The organism is Mesorhizobium sp. M1143, from assembly GCF_040318435.1.
In the GTDB taxonomy this organism is placed as follows: Bacteria; Pseudomonadota; Alphaproteobacteria; order Rhizobiales; family Rhizobiaceae; genus Mesorhizobium.
Genome location: NZ_JAMYMJ010000056.1, coordinates 1 through 19,094, shown reverse-complemented (window position 1 = coordinate 19,094; position 19,094 = coordinate 1). Strand labels below are relative to the sequence as shown.

The window sequence follows — 19,094 nt, the reverse complement described above, 5'->3', positions numbered from 1 at the left end:
GACCGGGACAGTGATCCGCAAGCGCCGCGCCGAGGCGAAGAAACGCGGCGTCATCGCTTGATCGGGATCACGCTGCCCTCAACCCTTCCCATGCCGTAAACACCGAGACCGCAAACAGCAGCAGTCCGGCCGCCCGGCCCGCAAACGCGGTCTTCCGCGGATTGGCCACCAGCAGATTGCGGCTGCGGCCGGCGGTGATGGCGAGCCCGCCATAGATCGCGGCCTGAGTCGCCACCGTCAGCAAGCCCATGACCGTCGCCTGCATCCAGATCGGGCCGTAATCCGGCTTCAGGAACTGCGGATAGACGGCAAATATGAAGAGATAGGCCTTCGGGTTGATCAGGCAGGTCACCAGTCCCTGGCGAAAGGCCTTCCAGGCCGTACGGCTGCCGGCCGGCCCGTCATGGCCGACGGTGATGGAACTGCGCATCAGCGAGATGCCGATGAAGGCCATGTAGGCGGCGCCGGCTATCAGCAGCGGCTTGTACAGGATCGGTACGAAATGCATCAGCAGGCCGACGCCGATGGCGCCGTTCAGCGTGTGCACGATGCCGCCGACCATGATGCCGCCGGTGGCGGCGAGGCCCCGGTCGCGGCCGCCGGTGAGCGCATTGGCAAGCACGAACAGCATGTCCATGCCGGGCACGATGATGATGCCGGACAGCAGGATAAAGAACAGCCAGAGATTTTCCGCGTAACTCATGTCAGTTGCCTGTCGCTTCCTGCTGGGGTGCCGTTGAGGAATTTGTTGATTTTCAACCCGATAGGCAGTCCAATAAATCATCCCAACGACGGGGATGTGTCAGTAGCGTTTCATCAGGGAGAGGAAATGCGCAAGGCGTCGCGCCTGTTCGAGATCATCCAGATCCTGCGGCTGGCGCGGCAGCCGGTGACGGCGGCCATGATCGCCGGGCAGCTGGAAGTCACGATGCGTTCGATCTATCGCGACATCGCCGCACTGCAGGCGATGCGCGTGCCGATCGAAGGCGGGCGCGGTATCGGTTATATATTGCGGCCCGGCTTCGACCTGCCGCCGCTGATGTTTTCGATCGAGGAGATGGAGGCGATCGTCCTGTCGCTGGCGCTGCTGGAGCGCACGGGAGACAGCGAGCTCAAGCAGGCGGCCAAGCGCGTCAGCGCCAAGATCGCCGGCGCCGTGCCGCCGCCGTTGCGCCAGGCGTTCGACGCCAACGCACTGCATGTCTGGGGGTTCGCTGCACCGGCAATCGGCACCATCGATCTGGCGCTGGTGCGCCGCGCAATCCGCGACGAGGAAAAGCTCGACCTGTCCTATCGCGACGAAATCGGCCGCGCCTCCGAGCGGCTGATCCGTCCGATCGCGCTGATCTACTATTCAGAGACCGCCAACATCGTCGCCTGGTGCGAATTGCGCCAGGCCATCCGCAATTTCCGCAGCGACCGCATCGCGGATTGCCGGGCGACCGGGCTGCGCTTCAAGGGCGAAGGCGATCGCCTGCGGCAGGTCTGGGTCAGTGGCTGGGAGGCGAACGCTGTCGCTGGCGGCTGAAGCGGATCTTACCGCACATCCACCCAGCGCTTCTCCTCGAACGACCTCGCCATCGCGTGCACGGTGCGCTCGATCTCCAGCCCTTCGGCAAATTCGATGACCCGTGCCGGCTTGCCGGCAAGCCGCGTCAGCAATTCGTGGCACTCGATGATCTTGAGGTCGTTGAAACCGAGGCCATGGCCGGGCGCCGGGAGGAAGGCGTCGTAAGGCTTGTGGTGCGGCGCCACCAATATGGTGCGGTAGCCCTGTTCGGTCGGGCGATCGGCGGTGACATAGAGCTGGATTTCGTTCATCCGCTCCTGGTCGAACAGGATCGATCCCTTGGAGCCGAAAATCTGGATGGCGATGCGGCCCTTGCGGCCCCAGGCCGAGCGGTTGACCAGCAGCGTGCCGGCAATGCCGTTTTCCAGATGCATCAGCACGCTGGCGATGTCGTAGGTCTCGACGGCGCGGCGGCCGCCGGCGGCCAGCTTGCGGTCGACATAGGGCTTGGCCATGTCACAGATGACTTTTGCGACGCGGCCGAACAGCGTCGAGACCAGCGACAGCGGATGCACGGCGAAATCGTCGAGCGCGCCATAGCCGGATGCGGCCTCATGCTTCCAGAAGAACAGCGCTTCGGGGTCGGCCATGAAGTCCTCGTCCATCTCGATGCGCAGATGGTTGACCTCGCCGATGATCTTTTCCTCGAGCAGCGCGCCGATGTGGCGGATGGCCGGGCTCTGTATGTAGTTGTAACCAAGCGCTGCGACCTTGCCGGACTTCTTCGCCGCGGCCGCCATCGCCGCTGCTTCGGCAAAGCTCGGCGCCATCGGCTTCTCGCACCACAGATGTTTGCCGGCTTCGAGAATAGCGATGGCCATCTCCGGATGGAACTGATTGGGCGTGGTCAGCGAGACGATATCGACCTCGGGGTCGTTGACGACGGCACGCCAGTCGCCCGACGCCTTGGCGAAGCCGAACTCACCGGCCTTGCGCTTGGCCAGCTCCTCGTTGACCTCGCCGAGATGGACCAGCTTCGGCTTGGCGACATCGGGAAAGACGGCGCCGACGGCGCTCCACGCAATGGCGTGGCATTTGCCCATGAAACCCGTGCCGATAAGACCAACGCCGACCATTTCTTTCTCCCAATACCTGAAGCGATCGATGGATGAATTAGTCCATTTCTTCTCCGAATGGAATGTCTGCCTCATTTTTTATGGCCTTCTTGCGCAGGCTCGCTATGATGGGGCAGAGAGGACGTCACTTGAGTTAAAGAGAGCATGATGTCGTCCGAAAACCGCTGCACACTTTTCGGCATCATGCTCTAGATGAGCTTGGACGGGGCGACGATGGACGAACGGGTACCTCGCGACTTCGAGACGCTGCGCGCCACGATCCTCGATCGCCGTGAAACCTTGCCCAAGCGCATCGCCCAGATCGCCGCCTATGCGCTCGACAATCCCGATGACATCGCCTTCGGCACCGCCGCCAGCATCGCCGCTTCGGCGGGCGTGCAGCCGTCCACCTTGATCCGCTTTGCCCAGCAACTAGGCTTCGACGGCTTCACCAGCCTGCAGCAGGTGTTTCGCGAGCGGCTGCGCGAGCGCAATTCCTCTTATGACGAACGCCTGCAGGCGCTGCGCGCCAAGGCCGATGCGGGTGCTGGACACCGCGCCATCTTCGACGGCTTCGTCGCCGCCGCCAGCACTTCGCTCAACGACATCTCACGCTCGCTGGACGAGGCCCATCTGGAAGACGCAATTGCGCTGCTGGCCAAGGCCGAGACCATCTATGTCCTGGCCAAGCGCCGCTCCTATCCGGTGGCGAGCTACATCGCCTATGCGCTGGGCAAACTGAAGATCCGCAACCAGCTGATCGAATCCGCCGCCGGCCTCAATGCCGAAATGGTCGCCTTCGCCACCCCGGCGGACGCCGTCATCGCCATCAGCTTCTCGCCCTACGCACCGGCCACCATCGAGGAGGCCCGCACCATTTCCGAACAGGGCGTGCCGATCGTCGCCATCACCGACAGTTCGTTTTCGCCACTCGCCCAGTTCGCCAAGGTCTGGTTCGAGGTCGCCGAGGCCGATTTCGCCGGCTTCCGCTCGCTGTCGGCCACCATGGCGCTGGCCATGGCGCTCACCGTCGGCGTCGGCGAGAAGCGGCGCAGCACCGGAAAGAAGCGTAAGGCCTAGGCCGGCGCCCGGCGCTCGAATTCGCGGAGGAATGCTCATTCCATATTGACTATGGATTGGAATTATTATTTCATATTCCCGGCGCCACGCTGCCGCTCGCGCGTGTCCCCCAACTACGTTGCTCAAGACAACAAGACCGACGGGAGGTTCCAATGAGCGAAGCCATGGACGCCAAACAGGCGACGCTCGATGTCATCACCATCGGTCGCGCTTCCGTCGACCTTTACGGCCAGCAGATCGGCTCGCGGCTGGAGGACATCACCTCCTTCGCCAAATCGGTCGGCGGCTGCCCGGCCAACATCTCGGTTGGCACGGCGAGACTAGGCCTGCGCTCGGCGCTGCTCACCCGCGTCGGCGACGAGCAGATGGGCCGCTTCATCCGCGAGCAGCTCAGGCGCGAAGGCGTCAATGTCGATGGGCTCAAGACCGACCAGGAACGGCTGACGGCCCTGGTGCTGCTTTCGGTCGAGAGCGAAGGCGTCTCGCCAATGATCTTTTATCGCAGCGACTGCGCCGACATGGCGCTCGCCGAAGAAGACATCGATGAAGCCTTCATCGCCTCGGCCCGTTCCATCGTCGTCACCGGCACGCATTTTTCCCGGCCCAACAGCGACGCCGCCCAGCGCAAGGCGATCCGCATCATCAAGGCCAGGGGCGGCAAGGTGGTGTTCGACATCGACTACCGCCCCAACCTCTGGGGCCTCGCCGGCCATGCCGAAGGTTTTGAGCGCTATGTCAAATCCGACCGCGTCTCAGCCCAGCTGAAGACGGTGCTGCCCGATTGCGACCTCATCGTCGGCACCGAGGAAGAGATCATGATCGCCTCGGGCGCCGACGATTGCCTGAGCGCGCTGAAGACGATCCGCGCGCTGTCCAAGGCAACCATCGTACTGAAGCGCGGCGCCATGGGCTGCATCGTCTATGACGGGCCGGTCAGCGACGATCTGGAAGACGGTATCGTCGGCAAGGGCTTTCCGATCGAGATCTACAATGTGCTCGGCGCGGGTGATGCCTTCATGTCCGGTTTTCTGCGCGGCTGGCTCGGTGGCGAAAACCTGGCAACGGCGGCGACCTGGGCCAATGCCTGCGGCGCCTTCGCCGTGTCGCGGCTGCTCTGCGCGCCGGAATATCCGACCTTCGAGGAATTGCAGTTCTTCCTCAAGAACGGCAGCAAGCACTTAGCGTTGCGCAAGGACGAGGCGATCAACCACATCCATTGGGCGACGACCCGCCGCCGCGATATCCCCTCGATGATGGCGCTCGCCTGCGACCACCGTGTGCAGCTTGAGGACGTCGCGGCAAAGACCGGCGCCGATCCGGCGCGCATCCGCGATTTCAAGGTGCTGGCGGTCAAGGCTGCGGCGAAAGTCGCCGCCGGCCGCGACGGCTATGGCATGCTGATCGACGAGAAGCATGGCCGCGAAGCGATGTTCGAATTCGCCCGCCACCCCTTTGCCTGGCTCGGCCGTCCCGTCGAACTGCCGGGCTCGCGGCCGCTGCGCTTCGAGTTCTCGCAGGACATCGGCTCGCAACTGGTGGAATGGCCGGTCGACCACTGCATCAAATGCCTGTGCTTCTATCACCCCGACGATCCGGCAGCGCTCAAGGATGAGCAGCAGCAGAAGCTGCGCTCGCTGTTCGAAGCCGCGCGGAAGGTCGGCCGGGAGCTTCTGGTCGAGATCATCGCCGGCAAGCACGGCAAGCTCGACGAAACGACCATCCCGCGCGCCCTGGAAGAACTCTATGCGCTTGGCATCAAGCCGGACTGGTGGAAGCTCGAACCGCAGGCGTCGGCCGGCGCCTGGGCCAAGATCGAAGCGGTGATCCTGAAGCACGATCCCTGGTGTCGTGGCGTCGTGCTGCTGGGTCTCGAAGCGCCGCAGGACGAACTGGAAGCGGCCTTTGCCGCCACCGCCAAGGCACCGATCGTCAAGGGCTTTGCCGTCGGCCGCACCATCTTCGTCCACGCCGCCGAACAATGGCTGGCGGGCAAGATGACGGATGACGAGGCTATCGCCGACATGGCCGCGCGCTTCGAACAGTTGACCAAAGCGTGGCTTGCCGCGCGTGGCCGTAAAGCAGCATAAAGGCGCGGCAAGAGGACTGCGGAGGAAAACACCATGAGCAAGACAATCCGCCTGACGATGGCGCAGGCGCTGACCCGCTTTCTGAGCAAGCAGATGACCGAGATCGACGGCAGACGAGTGCCCATCTTCGGCGGTGTGTGGGCGATCTTCGGTCACGGCAATGTCGCCGGCATCGGCGAGGCGCTGTACCAGCTGCGCGACGAATTGCCGACCTTCCGCGCCCACAATGAGCAGGCGATGGCGCATGCGGCGATCGCCTATGGCAAGGCCAATTTCCGCCGCCGCTTCATGGCCGCGACCTCTTCGATCGGCCCCGGTGCGCTCAACATGGTGACGGCGGCGGCGCTCGCCCATGTAAACAGGTTGCCCGTCCTGTTTTTGCCGGGCGATGTCTTCGCCAACCGCATTCCCGACCCGGTGCTGCAGCAGGCCGAGGACTTTTCCGACGGCACCGCGACGGTCAATGACTGCTTCCGTCCGGTGTCGCGCTATTTCGACCGCATCACCCGTCCCGAGCAGATCATCCCGGCATTGGCGCGGACCATGCAGGTGCTGACCGATCCGGCGGAATGCGGCCCGGTGACGCTGTCGCTCTGCCAGGACGTGCAGGCCGAGGCCTATGACTATCCCGAGAGCTTTTTCGCCGAGCGCGTCTGGCACCAGCGCCGTCCGCGTCCGGACCGGCATGAATTGGCGGCGGCGGTCACCGCGCTGAAGGGTGCGAAAAAACCGCTGATCATCGCCGGCGGCGGCGTGCTGTATTCGCAGGCTTCGGATGAACTGGCGAAATTCGCCGAGAGCGCCGGCATTCCGGTCTGCGAGACGCAAGGCGGCAAATCCTCGCTGCCCGACACACATCCGCTCAACATGGCGGCGGTCGGCGTCACCGGCACGTCCGCGGCCAACCGGCTGGCGGAAGAAGCCGATGTCGTGCTCGCCATCGGCACCCGCCTGCAGGATTTCACCACCGGCTCGTGGGCGCTGTTCAAGAACTCCGGCAAGACCATCATCGGGCTCAACGTGCAGCCTTTCGACGCCGGCAAGCACCGCGCGCTGCCGCTGGTCGCCGATGCGGCCGAAGGGCTCGCCGAACTCGGTGCTGCGCTGGGGAAGTGGAAAGCACCGGCGACATGGACCGACAATGCGACCCAAGGCAAGAAGGCCTGGCAGGCCGAAGCCTCCAAGGTGACGGCGTCGACCAACGCCGCCTTCCCTTCGGACGCGCAGGTGATCGGCGCCGTGCAGCGCGCGCTCGGGTCCGGCGTAACGCTGCTGAATGCGTCGGGCGGCCTGCCGGGCGAGTTGCACAAGCTCTGGCAGGCAGGCGCGCCCGGCTCGTACCATGGCGAATATGGCTTCTCGACCATGGGCTACGAGATTGCCGGCGGGCTCGGCGCCAAGATGGCCAAGCCCGACCAGGAGGTCGTCGTCATGGTCGGGGACGGCTCATACCTCATGATGAATTCCGAAATCGCCACGTCGGTGATGCTCGGCCTGAAGCTGACCATAGTGGTGCTCGACAACAGGGGTTATGGCTGCATCAACCGGCTGCAGATGGCCACCGGCGGCGCTAACTTCAACAACCTCCTGAAGGACGCGCGCCACGAGATCTTGCCCGACATCGACTTCGCCGCGCATGCGGCGAGCATGGGCGCTATTGCCGAGAAGGTGCCGTCGATCACCGGCCTGGAGACCGCGCTGCAAAAATCGAAAACCAACGACCGCACCACCGTGCTGGTCATCGACACCGACCCGCTGATTTCCACCGATGCCGGCGGCCATTGGTGGGATGTCGCGGTGCCGGAAGTCTCCGCACGGCCGCAGGTCAACGCAGCCCGCAAGGCCTATGACGAAAAGCGGCAGATGCAGACTATTGGCGATTGATGCTAAGTCAGCGCTGCCCCCTACCTCCCCCTTGTGGGGAGGTCGGACCGAAGGTCCGGGTGGGGGTCTGGCGCCGCACCCCACCCCGCTGCTTCGCAGCGACCCTCCCCACAACGGGAGGGTGAACAAGAAACCGGAGCTAAAACTTGAAAGCCAAACTGGGCATGTCCCCCATTGCGTGGTGGAACGATGATCTTGCCGAACTCAGCGACGACGTCTCGCTGGAAGAGTGCCTGCGCCAGTCGCGCTCTGCCGGCTTCACCGGCATGGAAATGGGCCGGCGTTTCCCAAACGAGCCCGAAATCATGCTGCCGATCCTGAAAAAGGCCGACGTGACGCTGTGCGGCGGCTGGTTCTCCGGCACGCTGGTCGATGAGGACATGGGCAAGAACAAGGATCGCATCCAGCCGATGATCGACCTGTTCAAGGCGGTGAATGCGCCTTGCATCGTCTATGGCGAGGTCGGCCGCTCGATCCAGGGTGATCGCTCCAGGCCTCTCGCCACGAAGCCGAAATTGTCCAACGACGAGATGAGGGCCTATGCCAGGCGCCTCACCGAATTCGGCGAATGGTGCGCCGAGCAAGGCATGCCGCTGTCCTATCACCATCACATGGCGGCGGTGGTCGAGACCGAGCCGGAGCTCGATGCCTTCATGCGCCATTCCGGCGAAGGCATTCCGTTGCTGCTCGATGCAGGGCATCTCGCCTTTGCCGGTGGCGACGTGCTGCGCGCCATCGACAACCACCACAAGCGCATCAGCCATGTCCATGTGAAGGATGTGCGCATGGGCGTGATCGACGGGCTCGACCGCACAAAGCAGTCCTTTCTCGACGCCGTGGCGCTCGGTGCCTTCACGGTGCCTGGCGACGGTTCGCTCGATTTCGGCGCCATCGTGCAGCGCTTCGCCGACCATGGCTATGAAGGCTGGTTCGTCGTCGAGGCCGAGCAGGACCCGAAAAAGAACCCGCCGCTGAAGATGGCCCACGTGGGTTACAAGGAGCTGATGCGGGTGATGACGGCGGCCGGCTACACGGTCGAGACGCAAGGCTTTCCCAATGCGTAAGCCGGTCCGATGAAGGATTACGAGCACCCGTTCTTCCGGCCGCTGTGGCGGCGCGTTGCCGTCGTCGCCGTCTGCGTGATCTGGGCCGGAATAGAATTCGCCTCCGGCACCCCATTCTGGGGCATCATTGCGCTCGGCTTTGCCGCCTACGCGGTGTGGCAGTTCTTCTATCTTTACAAGCCGGTGGAGGAGAGCAAGGCTGCGCCTGATCGACCGAAGACCGGCGAAGCGAAGGCGGACGCCGAACCGAAGGAATGAAGCGGCCGTGGCTCGGAAGGGCTTGCGGGTCGGACACTCGACACCTGGCGTATCGCCTACGTCGGTGATTGGCCGGAACGTCCCTCGCTTCGTCATCCTAGGGTCTTCGCGACGGAGCTTCGCTCTAGGATGACGAAGTTGAGAGGCCGACCTCGAAGACTTGCGATAGGAGAGACAAAACATGTCGAAACTGCTCGTCAAAGCCGACAAGGGCCATGGCCGCGTCGCCCATGTCACGCCCAAAAGCGCCGGATGGACCTATGTCGGCTTCGACCTGCACCGCCTGAAGCCGGGCGAGACCGCATCCGGCAAGACGCAGGATCGCGAAGTCTGCCTGGTGTTCGTCACCGGCAAGGGCACGGCAAGGGCCGGCGGCCAGGAACTCGGCCTGCTCGGCGAGCGCATGTCGCCCTTCGAGGGCAAGCCGTGGTCGGTCTATATTCCGGAGGGTTCGGACTGGTCGGTCACCGCCGACACCGATCTCGAACTCGCGGTCTGCTCGGCGCCGGGCCTGGGCGGCGGCTTGCCCGTTCGCGTCATCGCACCCGACGACCTCGGCCAGGAGACTCGGGGCAAAGGCACCAACACGCGCTACGTCACCAACATATTGCCCGAGGGCAAGCCCGCCGACTCGCTGCTGGTGGTCGAGGTCATCACGCCCGGTGGCCACACATCGAGCTACCCGCCGCACAAGCACGATCAGGACAATCTGCCGGCCGAATCCTATCTTGAGGAAACCTATTACCACCGCCTCAACCCGCCGCAGGGCTTTGCCTTCCAGCGCGTCTACACCGACGCCGACAAGTCGGGCGCCCGCGAACTGGACGAGGCGATGGCGATCGAGGACGGCGATGTCGTGCTGGTGCCCAAGGGCTATCATCCGTGCGCGGCCTGTCACGGCTACGACCTCTATTACCTTAACGTCATGGCCGGGCCGAAGCGGACGTGGAAGTTCCACAACGCGCCCGAGCACGAATGGCTCATGAAGGCCTGATCGGCCTTCGCTTGCGCCGGAAGAAAAATCGTCGGCTAACGATCCATGGGGTCGATTTGCCTTCGAAAACTCGCATAAGCTTCGTCAATCCGTCATGGAAATCACCTATGGCAGCGGGCTGACGAGGATTTTTTTCGATGCGCTACGCCATCTATTTCACCCCGAGGCAGGACGAGCCGTTGGCGCGGATCGCCGCCAACTGGCTGGGTCGCGACCCCTTTGGCGCCGCCACCAGGCCGGTCGAGGCGGTGGGCGAGCTGTCGGCGGCCGAAGTCGCCTTTCACACCGCATCGGCGCGGCGCTACGGTTTTCATGCGACGCTGAAAGCGCCCTTCCGGTTGGCCGCCAACGAAACCGAAAGCTCGTTGCGCGCGGCGCTGGACGCCTTTGCCAAAGCAACGCCGACGGTCACCATCCCGCGCCTGGTCGTCAGCCAGATCGATGGTTTCTTCGCTTTGGTGCCGGAAGGTCCGCTGCCGCCGCTCAACCGTTTCGCCGATGATGTCGTGCTTAGCTTCGACCGTTTTCGCGCGCCGCTCACCGAAGCGGAAATCGAACGGCGCAGCCCGGATTCGCTGAAACCGGCCGAGTTCCGCAATCTCTGTCAGTGGGGCTACCCCTACGTGTTCGAGACCTTTCGCTTCCACATGACGCTGTCCGGCCGGGCCGGGCCGCAGGAAAGCCAACGTCTGCGCGCGGCAATCGACAGCCTGTTCGCCGATGTGCTGCAGCAGCCGGTGCTGGTGGATGCGCTGACGCTGTTCGTCGAAACCGAACCGGGCGCTCCGTTCATGGTGCTTTCGCATCATGCGCTCGGCCGCCGCGCTGCCCGAAAAACCGCCTAACCGCAATTCGTCCGAGTAACCAGGGACCGCCTGAAATGACCGCCGAAACTGTTCTCCACAACGCCCGCATCGTGCTTGCCGACGAGATCGTCGAAGGGTCGCTCGTGCTGCGCGACGGTTTTATCTCCGGCGTCGACGCCGGCACCGGCCACACCGGCGGGGGCATGGGCGGCGAGGACATGGGCGGCGACTACATCATTCCCGGCCTGGTCGAGCTGCACACTGACCATCTCGAAGGCCACTATGCGCCGCGCCCGAAAGTGCGCTGGAACCCGATCGCCGCCGTCCTTGCCCATGACGCGCAGGTGGCCACCGCCGGCATCACCACCGTGCTCGACGCTTTGCGTGTCGGCATGGACGAGGACGCGGATATTACCTGCGACGACATCCGCAAGCTCGCCGGCGCGATCGAGGACAGCGTCGCGAAAGACCGGTTGCGGGCCGACCATTTCTTGCACCTGCGCTGCGAGGTCTCGGCGCCGGATTGCTTGCGGGCTTTCGCCAATTTCGATGGCGACGAGCGGGTCAAACTGGCCTCGCTGATGGACCATGCGCCGGGACAGCGCCAGTTCGTCAATCTCGAGACCTACGCCTATTACTACCAGCGCAAGCTGAAGCTGACCGATCGCGACTTCCAATTGTTCTGCGAAAAGCGGATGTCGGAATCAGCGAAGAATTCGGGACCGAACCGGGTGGCGATATCAGCCGCCTGCAACGAGCGGGGCATTGTGCTGGCGAGCCATGACGACGCCACATCGGGCCATGTCGACGAAGCGATCGAGCAGGGCGTGCGCGTCGCGGAATTCCCGACCACGCTGGAAGCCGCCAAGGCCTCGAAGGATGCCGGGCTCGGCGTGCTGATGGGCGCGCCCAACGTCATGCGCGGCTCCTCGCATTCGGGCAACGTCTCGGCCCGCACGCTGGCCGGCGACGGCCTGCTCGACATATTGTCGTCCGACTACATTCCCTTCAGCCTGATCCAGTCGGCCTTCTTCCTCGGCGACGTCGTCGAGGGCATTTCCCTGCCGCAGGCGGTTGCGATGGTGTCGAAGAATCCGGCCGAGGCGATCGGCCTAAACGACCGCGGCGTCATCGAACAGGGCCGCCGCGCCGACCTCGTGCGTGTGCGCGTCGACGACCATGTGCCGGTCGTGCGCACTGTCTGGCGCCAAGGGCGCCGGGTCGCCTGATGGTCTCGGCGTCGATCGAGCGCGAACTCAGCAGCGAGGCCTTTCCGCTCCGCAACGGCGTGTTTGTCGCCGTCGTCGGCCCGAGTGGCGCCGGCAAGGATACGGTAATCGGTTATGCCCGCACCTTGTTTGCCGACGAGACGAGGCTGGAGTTCGTCCGCCGGGTCATCACCAGGCCGAGCGATGCGGCAAGCGAGGATCACGACACGCTGGCCGACGCGGCCTTTGTCGAAGCCGAGGCCGACGGCGCCTTCGCCATTTCCTGGGAGGCGCACGGCCTGCGCTACGGCATTCCGGCCGATGTCGACTCGTCCATCGCCAACGGCTATGTCGCGGTCGCCAATGTCTCGCGCGCAGTCATCCCGGTGCTGCGGGAGCGCTATGCCAATCTGGCTGTCGTCGAGATCACCGCCTCGCCGGAAATCCTCGCCGAGCGTCTCGCCCAGCGCGGCCGCGAATCGCGCGGCGAAGTGCTGGCTCGGCTCGCCCGCAGCGCCAATATCGCTTTGTCCGGCTCCGGCGTCACCTCGATCGACAATGGCGGCCAGCGCGAAGCCGCCGGAGAACGCTTCGCCGAGGTGCTGCGCAAGGCGATGGCCTTCTCGGATATATCCGGCGTGATGTAGCGCTACTCCGCCGCGACAGTCTTCCGGCTGGCATCGAGCATCAGCCGCCTTGCGCGGAACACGCCCCATTGCTGGTCGACCAGCACGCCGATCAGGATCACGCCGCCCATCACCGCGAAGTTGAGCGAGGACGGGATGCCGAGCAGATTGACCAGGTTCTGCAACTCCTGCAGCAGCACGGTGCCCAGGATGACGCCGACCAGCGAGCCTTCGCCGCCGCGCAGCGAGAAGCCGCCGAGAACGGCGGCGGCAATGGCGTAGAGCTCGTAGAACTGGCCGTGGCTGGCCGGCGAGATCGAGCGCGTGTACATGGCGAAATAGATCGCCGACAGCGCCGTCAGCACGCCGCAGATGACATAGGCGGCCATGACGACACGGCCGGTGCGAATTCCCGAATATTTCGCCGCCTCTTCGTTCTTGCCGATGGCATAGAGGTAGCGTCCGAACACCGAGCGGTGCAGCACCACCCACATGACGATCGAAATGACGATCAGTGCGATGAAGCTGTTGGGCACGCCATAGCTGCGGCCCGCGGTGAGGAATTCGAGCTCGGGAAAATTCTGGCCGAAGGCGAAGCCGGCGGTGCCGTCGGCGGTATAGAAACGGGCGACCCCGCGATAGATCAAAAGGCCGCACAGCGTGACCACGAAGGGCTGCAATTTCAGCCTTGTGATCAGCCAGCCATGCGCCAGTCCGATGATGCCGCCCAGCACCAGGATCAGCGGCAGCGCCAGCGGCCATGGCATGTCGCGCACGGCGATGAAATCGATGAATAGCGTGCCGAGCAGCGCCACCAGCGATCCCACCGACAATTCGATGCCGCCGGTAATGATGACGAAGGCCTGGCCGATGGCGAGGATCCCGAACAGGCCGATCAGGTTCGAGGTGTTGGCGAGGTTGATCGGCAAAAGAAAGCGCGGGTTGATGGCGGTCACCACGGCGCCGACCACCAGGATCAGGATCAGCAGGCCGAGATCTTTTTTGCTCATCGTCTTCTCCCCAATGCGCCGGACCGGCAATCGCCTGAAGCCCGCTAGTTTGCCGGCTTGCCGACCGCCAGCAACAGCACGTTTTCCTGGCTGAATTGTTCTTTGTCGAGAATGCCCGAGATCTGGCCCTCATGCATGACGGCGATGCGGTCGGACACGCCGATCACCTCTTCCATGTCGCTGGAGATCATCAGCACGGCCACGCCGGCATCGGCCAAGGCTCGCATCAGCCCGTAAATCTCGGCCTTGGCGCCGATATCGATGCCGCGCGTAGGCTCATCGAGGATCATCACCTTCGGGTTCATCGCCAGCCATTTGCCCAGCACCACCTTCTGCTGGTTGCCGCCCGACAGCGTGCCGGTTCGCGTCTGCACCGACGGCGCCTTGATGCCGAGATTGCTCTTCTGCTTCTCGGCGGTGGCGGTCTCGGCGCTTGCCGACACCAGTCGACGCTTCGCATGCGCCGGCAGGTTGGGCAGCGAGATGTTCTGCGCGATCGACAGGTCAAGCAAAATGCCGGTCAGCTTGCGGTCTTCCGGAACCAGAAAAATGCCATGCGCGACCGCATCGGCCGCCGAACCCAGCACAAGCGGCTTGCCGTCGAGTTCGAGCCCACCGCCAAGCGTGCTGTCGATGCCGAAGAACACCCGCGCCAGTTCGGTGCGGCCGGAACCGACAAGACCGGCAAGGCCGAGGATTTCACCGCGCCTGATGTCGAGGTCGACCGGCCGGGCAGGGTAGGCGGGGGTGCGGATGGCTTTGGCCGAGAGAGCCGTGGCGCCCGGCGCCCGAGCCGCCTCGGAGGCCTTCTCGCGCTCCTTCAGCATGCGGCCGATCATCAGCTTGACCATCTGGTCGTGGTTGATGGCGCTCTTCGGCAAGGTGCCGGCCAGCATGCCGTCGCGCAGCACCACGACGCGGTCGGCGACGCGCTCGACCTCATGCAGCCGGTGCGAAATGAAGATGACGCTGATGCCATCGGCCTTCAGCGCCTTGATGACGTCGAGCAGCTTGTCGGTTTCGGCAAGCGGCAGGCTCGATGTCGGCTCGTCGAGGATGACCAGCCGGGCCTTGATCGACAGCGCCTTGGCGATCTCGACCATCTGCTGCTGGGCAAGCGACAGCGAGGCAACCGGCGTATCGGCGGAAAAGTTGGCGCCGACACGCTTCAGCAGCGGCGCCACCATTTCGCGCAGCTTGGCGCGGTCGACCAATCTCAGCGGCCCGCCGCGCAACGGCTCGCGGCCGAAGAAGATATTGGCGGCAACATCGAGGTTTTCGAACAGATTGAGTTCCTGGTGGACGAAGGCGATGCCCGACCCCAGGCTGCCTTCGACGGTGAGCCCGTCATGCGCAACGCCGTCGACGGTGATGGCGCCGCTGTCCGGCCTGGTGACGCCGCCGAGGATCTTCATCAAGGTCGACTTGCCGGCGCCGTTTTCGCCGACCAGGCCGATCACCTCGCCCGGCCTGACTTCCATGGAAAAGCCGTCCAGCGCCACCACGCCCGGATAGGTCTTGCGCACGTTCTCGAGGCCGAGGAACGGGGTGGTTGCGACGATGGATGGGTCGGAATAATTCATCACGCCATATTTGATCAGGCTTGCCAGCAGCCGGTGGGCTACAGACTGACGGGCCTTGGCCGGCCCGTCAACACGATCGCCGGCTCAAGGCGAACCCTGAGCCGGCGCAACTGCTCGTGGTCTCAGTTTCCGGACATCGCCTTCAGATTGGCGGCATAGGCGTCGACATCGTCCTTACCGATGATCTTGGTCGGGATGATGATCAGGCCGCCTTCCGGAATGCCTGATTTGTCGCCCTTGAGATAGGCGGCCATCAGCTTCATGCCCTGATAGGCCCATTCGAAGGGCTGCTGCACGACGGTCGCCGCCACGGTGCCTTCCTTGACGCCGCCCAGCGTGATCGGATCGTCATCGAAGCCGACGACGGTGATCGAGCCGAGCTTGCCGGCGTCGCGCAGCGCTTCATAGATGCGCGGCGTGTTGTAGGAGTAGAAGCCGACCATGCAGGTGATGTCGGGGCTGGCGACCAGCGCGTCCTCGACATTCTTCTTGGCGCGCGCCTGGTCGATGTCGTCGCCGCGCACGTCCACCAGTTCGATCTTGCTGCCGGCGAGGCCGTCCTTCATGCCCTGGATGCGCTCCTTGGCATTGTCGGCGCCGAGCAGGCCGACGAAGCCGAGGCATTTGCCGCCGTCCGGCATCGCCTTCTTGGCGATCTCGGCCGCCTGCTTGCCGGCGTCGACATTGGACGAGCCGATATAGGCGACGCGCTTGGTCTGCGGGGCATCGGAGTCGGTGGTGAACAGCGCCGTTTCCGACGCGATCTTGTTCAGGCCGTCGGTCGAGGTCTTGGGGTCGACGGCCGAGACCATGATGCCCTTGACGCCGGCGGTCACCAGATCGTCCATCAGCCGCTGCTGGATGGCGACCGAGGACTGCTCGGGATATTTGAGTTCGAGATTGTAGTCGGGCAATTCGGCCTGCGCCTTCTTGACGCCGGCTTCGGCGGCCTTCCAGAAATCGGAAGCGCCGTTGACGACGAAGGCCAGCGTCGGTTTGTCGTCGGCGCGCGCAATGGCTGTCGCGGTCAGGCCGAGCAGCAGGGCTGCGGTGGCCACGGATGCATGTCGTATCAAGGATTTCATGTTCAACCTCCCGTTTTGGCTCAGTCGTCGGACTGAACCGATCTTGCATTCACTGACTTGCCGCTCGCGATTTGGACGCCCTCCTCCTCAGGGGTTCCCGGCGCTGAAGAATGGCGTCGTCGGTCGCGATCACGGACTTTAGAGACTCATCCCGTGCTCGTAAATAGTCTGATTTGTCTGACATATCACATGTCCGAGACCAGGCTTGCGGAGGCAAACCCCGCTCGCCATCGGGCCATTCACGTGCACTTCTCGCCGCACGGGGTCCCACCTGACCGGACACGGCGGATTGACGTTACAGCGTCGTTTTGTATTAGTAAACACTATTAGCAGAGGTCTCGCGCGGACACTCGGCGGTGGCCCCTAGTTCTAGTTTGCCCGAACAGGTGCAGCACGGCTTCGCGCAAGCAGATGCCTTGCAGTCCTCGAATTTCACGCGGCCCGAAGCGGCATGGCGGCGAACTTCAAAGCTGCTAATAAAGATAAACGCCTTCGACTATTTCCATTGGTCGACGGCGCGACACCATCTTGTCGGTGTGGCAGGCTTGCGACTAAACAGGCTGGGGATTGGGACGCAGTACCATGAGCGAGACGAGGGATCCGGACGACACGGCGAAGCGGCGCAAGGCGCCGGCGAGAGCCGCCAAGGGCGGCCGCGTCACCATGACCGACATCGCCAGGGCAGCCGGTTGCTCGCAGGCGACCGTCTCTTTCGTGCTCAACGATTCGCCCGGCATCCGGCTGTCGCAGCAGACGCGCGAGCGGGTGATCGACGCCGCGCGTGCGCTCGGCTACGCAGCACCCGCCTTCTCGGCGCTGCGCAAACCTGTTCCCGCCTTCGATGGACTTGACGGTGTCATCGGTTTCGCTGTCGACCAGCTGGCGACAAGCCCGGAAGCCGTTGTCGCCATCGAGGGCGCGCGCCAGGCGTCGTGGAACGCCGGCAATGTGTTGCTCGTGGCGCAGACGATGAGCGACGCCGTCATGGAGCCGCGCGCCATTGCGGCGCTCACCAGGCGCGGCATCTCGGCGCTGATCTACATGACCATCTTCACCCGCGAGATCACGGCGCCGGACTTCCTCTACGGCCTCGACATCCCGGTCATCCTGCTCAACTGCTACACGGCCGATTATGCCTTCGCGGCCGTGGTGCCGTCCGAGATCGCCGGCGGCCAGAACTCGACCCGGCATCTGATCGGCCACGGCCACCGCCGCATCGCCACCATCACCGGCGAGCCGTGGATGCAGGCCGCGCAGGACCGGCTGAAAGGCTACCGCAGGGCGCTCGCCACCGCCGACATCCCGTTCGATCCCGAACTGGTGGTCGAGGGCGACTGGTCGGCGAGCGCCGGCTATGCCGCGACCGTGAAGCTTTTGGCGCTGAAAGAGCGCCCGACCGCCATCTTCTGCCAGAACGACCGCACGGCCATCGGCTGCTACGAAGCGCTGAAGGAGGCGGGCCTGCACATCCCGCAGGACATCTCCGTCGTCGGCTATGACGACGAGGAGATCGCCCGCCATCTGTTCCCGCCGCTGACGACATCGATCCTGCCGCACATGGCGATGGGCCAATGGGCGATCGAACAGCTCGAAGTGCCGCCGCCTGCCGGCCGCGGCCGCTATCCCATCACCAAGCTGGAATGCCCGCTGGTGCAGCGGGATTCGGTGGCAGCGGTGGCTGGATAAAGTTGAACCAGCCCATCCCGATGCAAATCGGGATGGGTCTGTTTGGTGTTTGCGCCTCAGGGCAGGGTCTATCCGGGAACGTGCCGCGGTTAGAACCGCAAGACGACAAAGGAGCGCCTGCGATAGCAGCGCCGGCGCAACCGGCCATGCCGCCAGAACGTGCGGCAGTGCCGTCTCCAGACATGCCGCCTGTGGTGGCGACGATGGTGCCATCGCCGATGCGATATCTGCTCGACATCGCCCGGGCCTTCGTCGTCATCAAACGAATTGGCATCCTGCTTGTCGATTTCATCGAGAATGCCGTTACCGACATTGGGAACCCCGGCCACGGCCTCGAGAGGCCGAACCGCGGTAGCAAGCGCCGCGGCCCCCGCAACGCCGAACAATGCTGTCAAGAATGATCGCCGATCCATCAAAACCTCCATCAGCAAGACAAGGCTAACATGACGAGCCTAACACAAAGCAGCTAGAGCGGGCGATACAAAAGGCCAGAGGCGAATCTTCGAGCCGGCCCAAACGGGTGACCGGACGGACGGCAGAGGTCAGATTAAGGCCGCAACCGGGCGGCGCTTCCTTCGGCTCGGCGACCAAGCCATGCGGAATGCCGCCGATGAAAGCGCACAGCCTGAGCGGTTCCGCCTTTCCGCGAAACGCTGAACCGCTCGGCAAAGCTCTCTCCCTAAGAATGCCCGCCACCTTGCGGCATTGGGGCTGGCTGAGAGACTGACGCCCCACGGCAGATGCGATGTTGCGGTACTCAGCGCCGCGCCAATATCCGGCAGAGCTCCTTCAGGTCCCGGTCGTAGGTGCCCTTGCCGCTGAGCACGCTGGCGCAGCGTTTCTTCATCTTGGCGATCTGGCCGGCCGACATGGCGCTGATGGCAACCACCGCCGGTCGCGTCGGCACCGCCGGCGTGTTGGGATCCCTAGGGCTGGTGGACGTTGTCTGTGTGCCAATGCCGACGCCGACCCCGGCCGTCACTCCACTGCCCCCCCCCCCCCCCGCGCCGCCCCCGCCCCAGCTGCCGCCCGTTTCCCCCCCCCCCACCCCCCCCCCCCGGGCCCCCGCTACGCCCGCCCCCGGGGTTAAGCCGCGGG

17 protein-coding genes and 1 pseudogene are annotated in these 19,094 nt (G+C 64.3%); 12 read left to right on the top strand and 6 right to left on the bottom strand.

From position 1 onward, the window contains the following. Nucleotides 1–67: 67 nt before the first annotated feature. The gene (locus NKH35_RS26590) at nt 68–703 is read right to left on the bottom strand and encodes a LysE family translocator (RefSeq protein ID WP_023703748.1); all 636 of its coding nucleotides are present in this window, start codon (nt 701–703) and stop codon (nt 68–70) included. A 126-nt stretch (nt 704–829) separates the two neighbouring features. On the opposite strand from NKH35_RS26590, the gene NKH35_RS26585 reads away from it, so the two are divergent. Next, nucleotides 830–1,528, top strand: a complete 699-nt coding sequence (locus NKH35_RS26585; RefSeq protein ID WP_023687404.1) for a helix-turn-helix transcriptional regulator — start codon at nt 830–832, stop codon at nt 1,526–1,528. Between the two features lie 8 nt (nt 1,529–1,536). On the opposite strand, the gene NKH35_RS26580 is transcribed toward NKH35_RS26585, so the two are convergent. Next, complete coding sequence (locus NKH35_RS26580; protein WP_352916915.1) at nt 1,537–2,646, bottom strand: Gfo/Idh/MocA family protein; 1,110 nt, start codon at nt 2,644–2,646, stop codon at nt 1,537–1,539. Between the two features lie 213 nt (nt 2,647–2,859). Here NKH35_RS26580 and NKH35_RS26575 point away from each other — a divergent pair, with 213 nt between their 5' ends. From NKH35_RS26575 to phnN, 9 genes are all read left to right on the top strand, one after another. After that, entirely contained in the window at nt 2,860–3,705 is an 846-nt protein-coding gene (locus tag NKH35_RS26575; protein WP_023672343.1) for a MurR/RpiR family transcriptional regulator, read from the top strand. A gap of 152 nt (nt 3,706–3,857) precedes the next feature. Next, the gene (locus tag NKH35_RS26570) at nt 3,858–5,792 is read left to right on the top strand and encodes a bifunctional 5-dehydro-2-deoxygluconokinase/5-dehydro-2-deoxyphosphogluconate aldolase (RefSeq protein ID WP_352916913.1); all 1,935 of its coding nucleotides are present in this window, start codon (nt 3,858–3,860) and stop codon (nt 5,790–5,792) included. Nucleotides 5,793–5,825: 33 nt separating this feature from the next. After that, the gene (iolD, locus tag NKH35_RS26565; RefSeq protein ID WP_352609069.1) at nt 5,826–7,676 is read left to right on the top strand and encodes a 3D-(3,5/4)-trihydroxycyclohexane-1,2-dione acylhydrolase (decyclizing); all 1,851 of its coding nucleotides are present in this window, start codon (nt 5,826–5,828) and stop codon (nt 7,674–7,676) included. Nucleotides 7,677–7,822: 146 nt separating this feature from the next. After that, nucleotides 7,823–8,740: a myo-inosose-2 dehydratase gene (iolE, locus tag NKH35_RS26560; protein ID WP_352916911.1), complete on the top strand. Its 918-nt coding sequence runs from the start codon at nt 7,823–7,825 to the stop codon at nt 8,738–8,740. A gap of 9 nt (nt 8,741–8,749) precedes the next feature. Further along, nucleotides 8,750–8,998 (top strand): hypothetical protein, encoded by a 249-nt coding sequence (locus NKH35_RS26555; RefSeq protein ID WP_023672345.1) that lies wholly within the window; start codon nt 8,750–8,752, stop codon nt 8,996–8,998. A gap of 181 nt (nt 8,999–9,179) precedes the next feature. Continuing rightward, entirely contained in the window at nt 9,180–9,992 is an 813-nt protein-coding gene (gene iolB / locus NKH35_RS26550; RefSeq protein WP_023672346.1) for a 5-deoxy-glucuronate isomerase, read from the top strand. A 137-nt stretch (nt 9,993–10,129) separates the two neighbouring features. Beyond that, nucleotides 10,130–10,837, top strand: coding sequence for a DUF1045 domain-containing protein (locus NKH35_RS26545; RefSeq protein ID WP_023739734.1), 708 nt, complete (start codon nt 10,130–10,132; stop codon nt 10,835–10,837). A gap of 35 nt (nt 10,838–10,872) precedes the next feature. Next, nucleotides 10,873–12,027, top strand: a complete 1,155-nt coding sequence (locus NKH35_RS26540; RefSeq protein ID WP_023739733.1) for an alpha-D-ribose 1-methylphosphonate 5-triphosphate diphosphatase — start codon at nt 10,873–10,875, stop codon at nt 12,025–12,027. Further along, on the top strand, nt 12,024–12,653 hold the full coding sequence (phnN, locus tag NKH35_RS26535) for a phosphonate metabolism protein/1,5-bisphosphokinase (PRPP-forming) PhnN (RefSeq protein WP_023827374.1): 630 nt from the start codon (nt 12,024–12,026) through the stop codon (nt 12,651–12,653). The genes NKH35_RS26540 and phnN overlap by 4 nt, the downstream gene beginning before the upstream one ends. Before the next feature lie 2 nt (nt 12,654–12,655). On the opposite strand, the gene NKH35_RS26530 is transcribed toward phnN, so the two are convergent. The 3 genes from NKH35_RS26530 to NKH35_RS26520 all read right to left on the bottom strand — a co-directional run bounded on the left by NKH35_RS26530 (nt 12,656) and on the right by NKH35_RS26520 (nt 16,310). Continuing rightward, entirely contained in the window at nt 12,656–13,642 is a 987-nt protein-coding gene (locus NKH35_RS26530) for an ABC transporter permease (protein WP_023672350.1), read from the bottom strand. Nucleotides 13,643–13,686: 44 nt separating this feature from the next. Further along, nucleotides 13,687–15,225, bottom strand: coding sequence for a sugar ABC transporter ATP-binding protein (locus NKH35_RS26525; RefSeq protein WP_023672351.1), 1,539 nt, complete (start codon nt 15,223–15,225; stop codon nt 13,687–13,689). A 122-nt stretch (nt 15,226–15,347) separates the two neighbouring features. Next, on the bottom strand, nt 15,348–16,310 hold the full coding sequence (locus tag NKH35_RS26520; RefSeq protein WP_023684049.1) for a sugar-binding protein: 963 nt from the start codon (nt 16,308–16,310) through the stop codon (nt 15,348–15,350). 582 nt (nt 16,311–16,892) lie between these two features. Here NKH35_RS26520 and NKH35_RS26515 point away from each other — a divergent pair. Continuing rightward, entirely contained in the window at nt 16,893–17,996 is a 1,104-nt protein-coding gene (locus NKH35_RS26515; protein WP_352560035.1) for a LacI family DNA-binding transcriptional regulator, read from the top strand. A gap of 2 nt (nt 17,997–17,998) precedes the next feature. Then, a complete protein-coding gene (locus NKH35_RS26510; RefSeq protein ID WP_352560037.1) occupies nt 17,999–18,397 on the top strand; it encodes a hypothetical protein in 399 nt (132 codons plus the stop codon). 356 nt (nt 18,398–18,753) lie between these two features. Here NKH35_RS26510 and NKH35_RS26505 read toward each other — a convergent pair. Next, nucleotides 18,754–19,094, bottom strand: a pseudogene (locus NKH35_RS26505) (hypothetical protein); the annotation flags it as partial.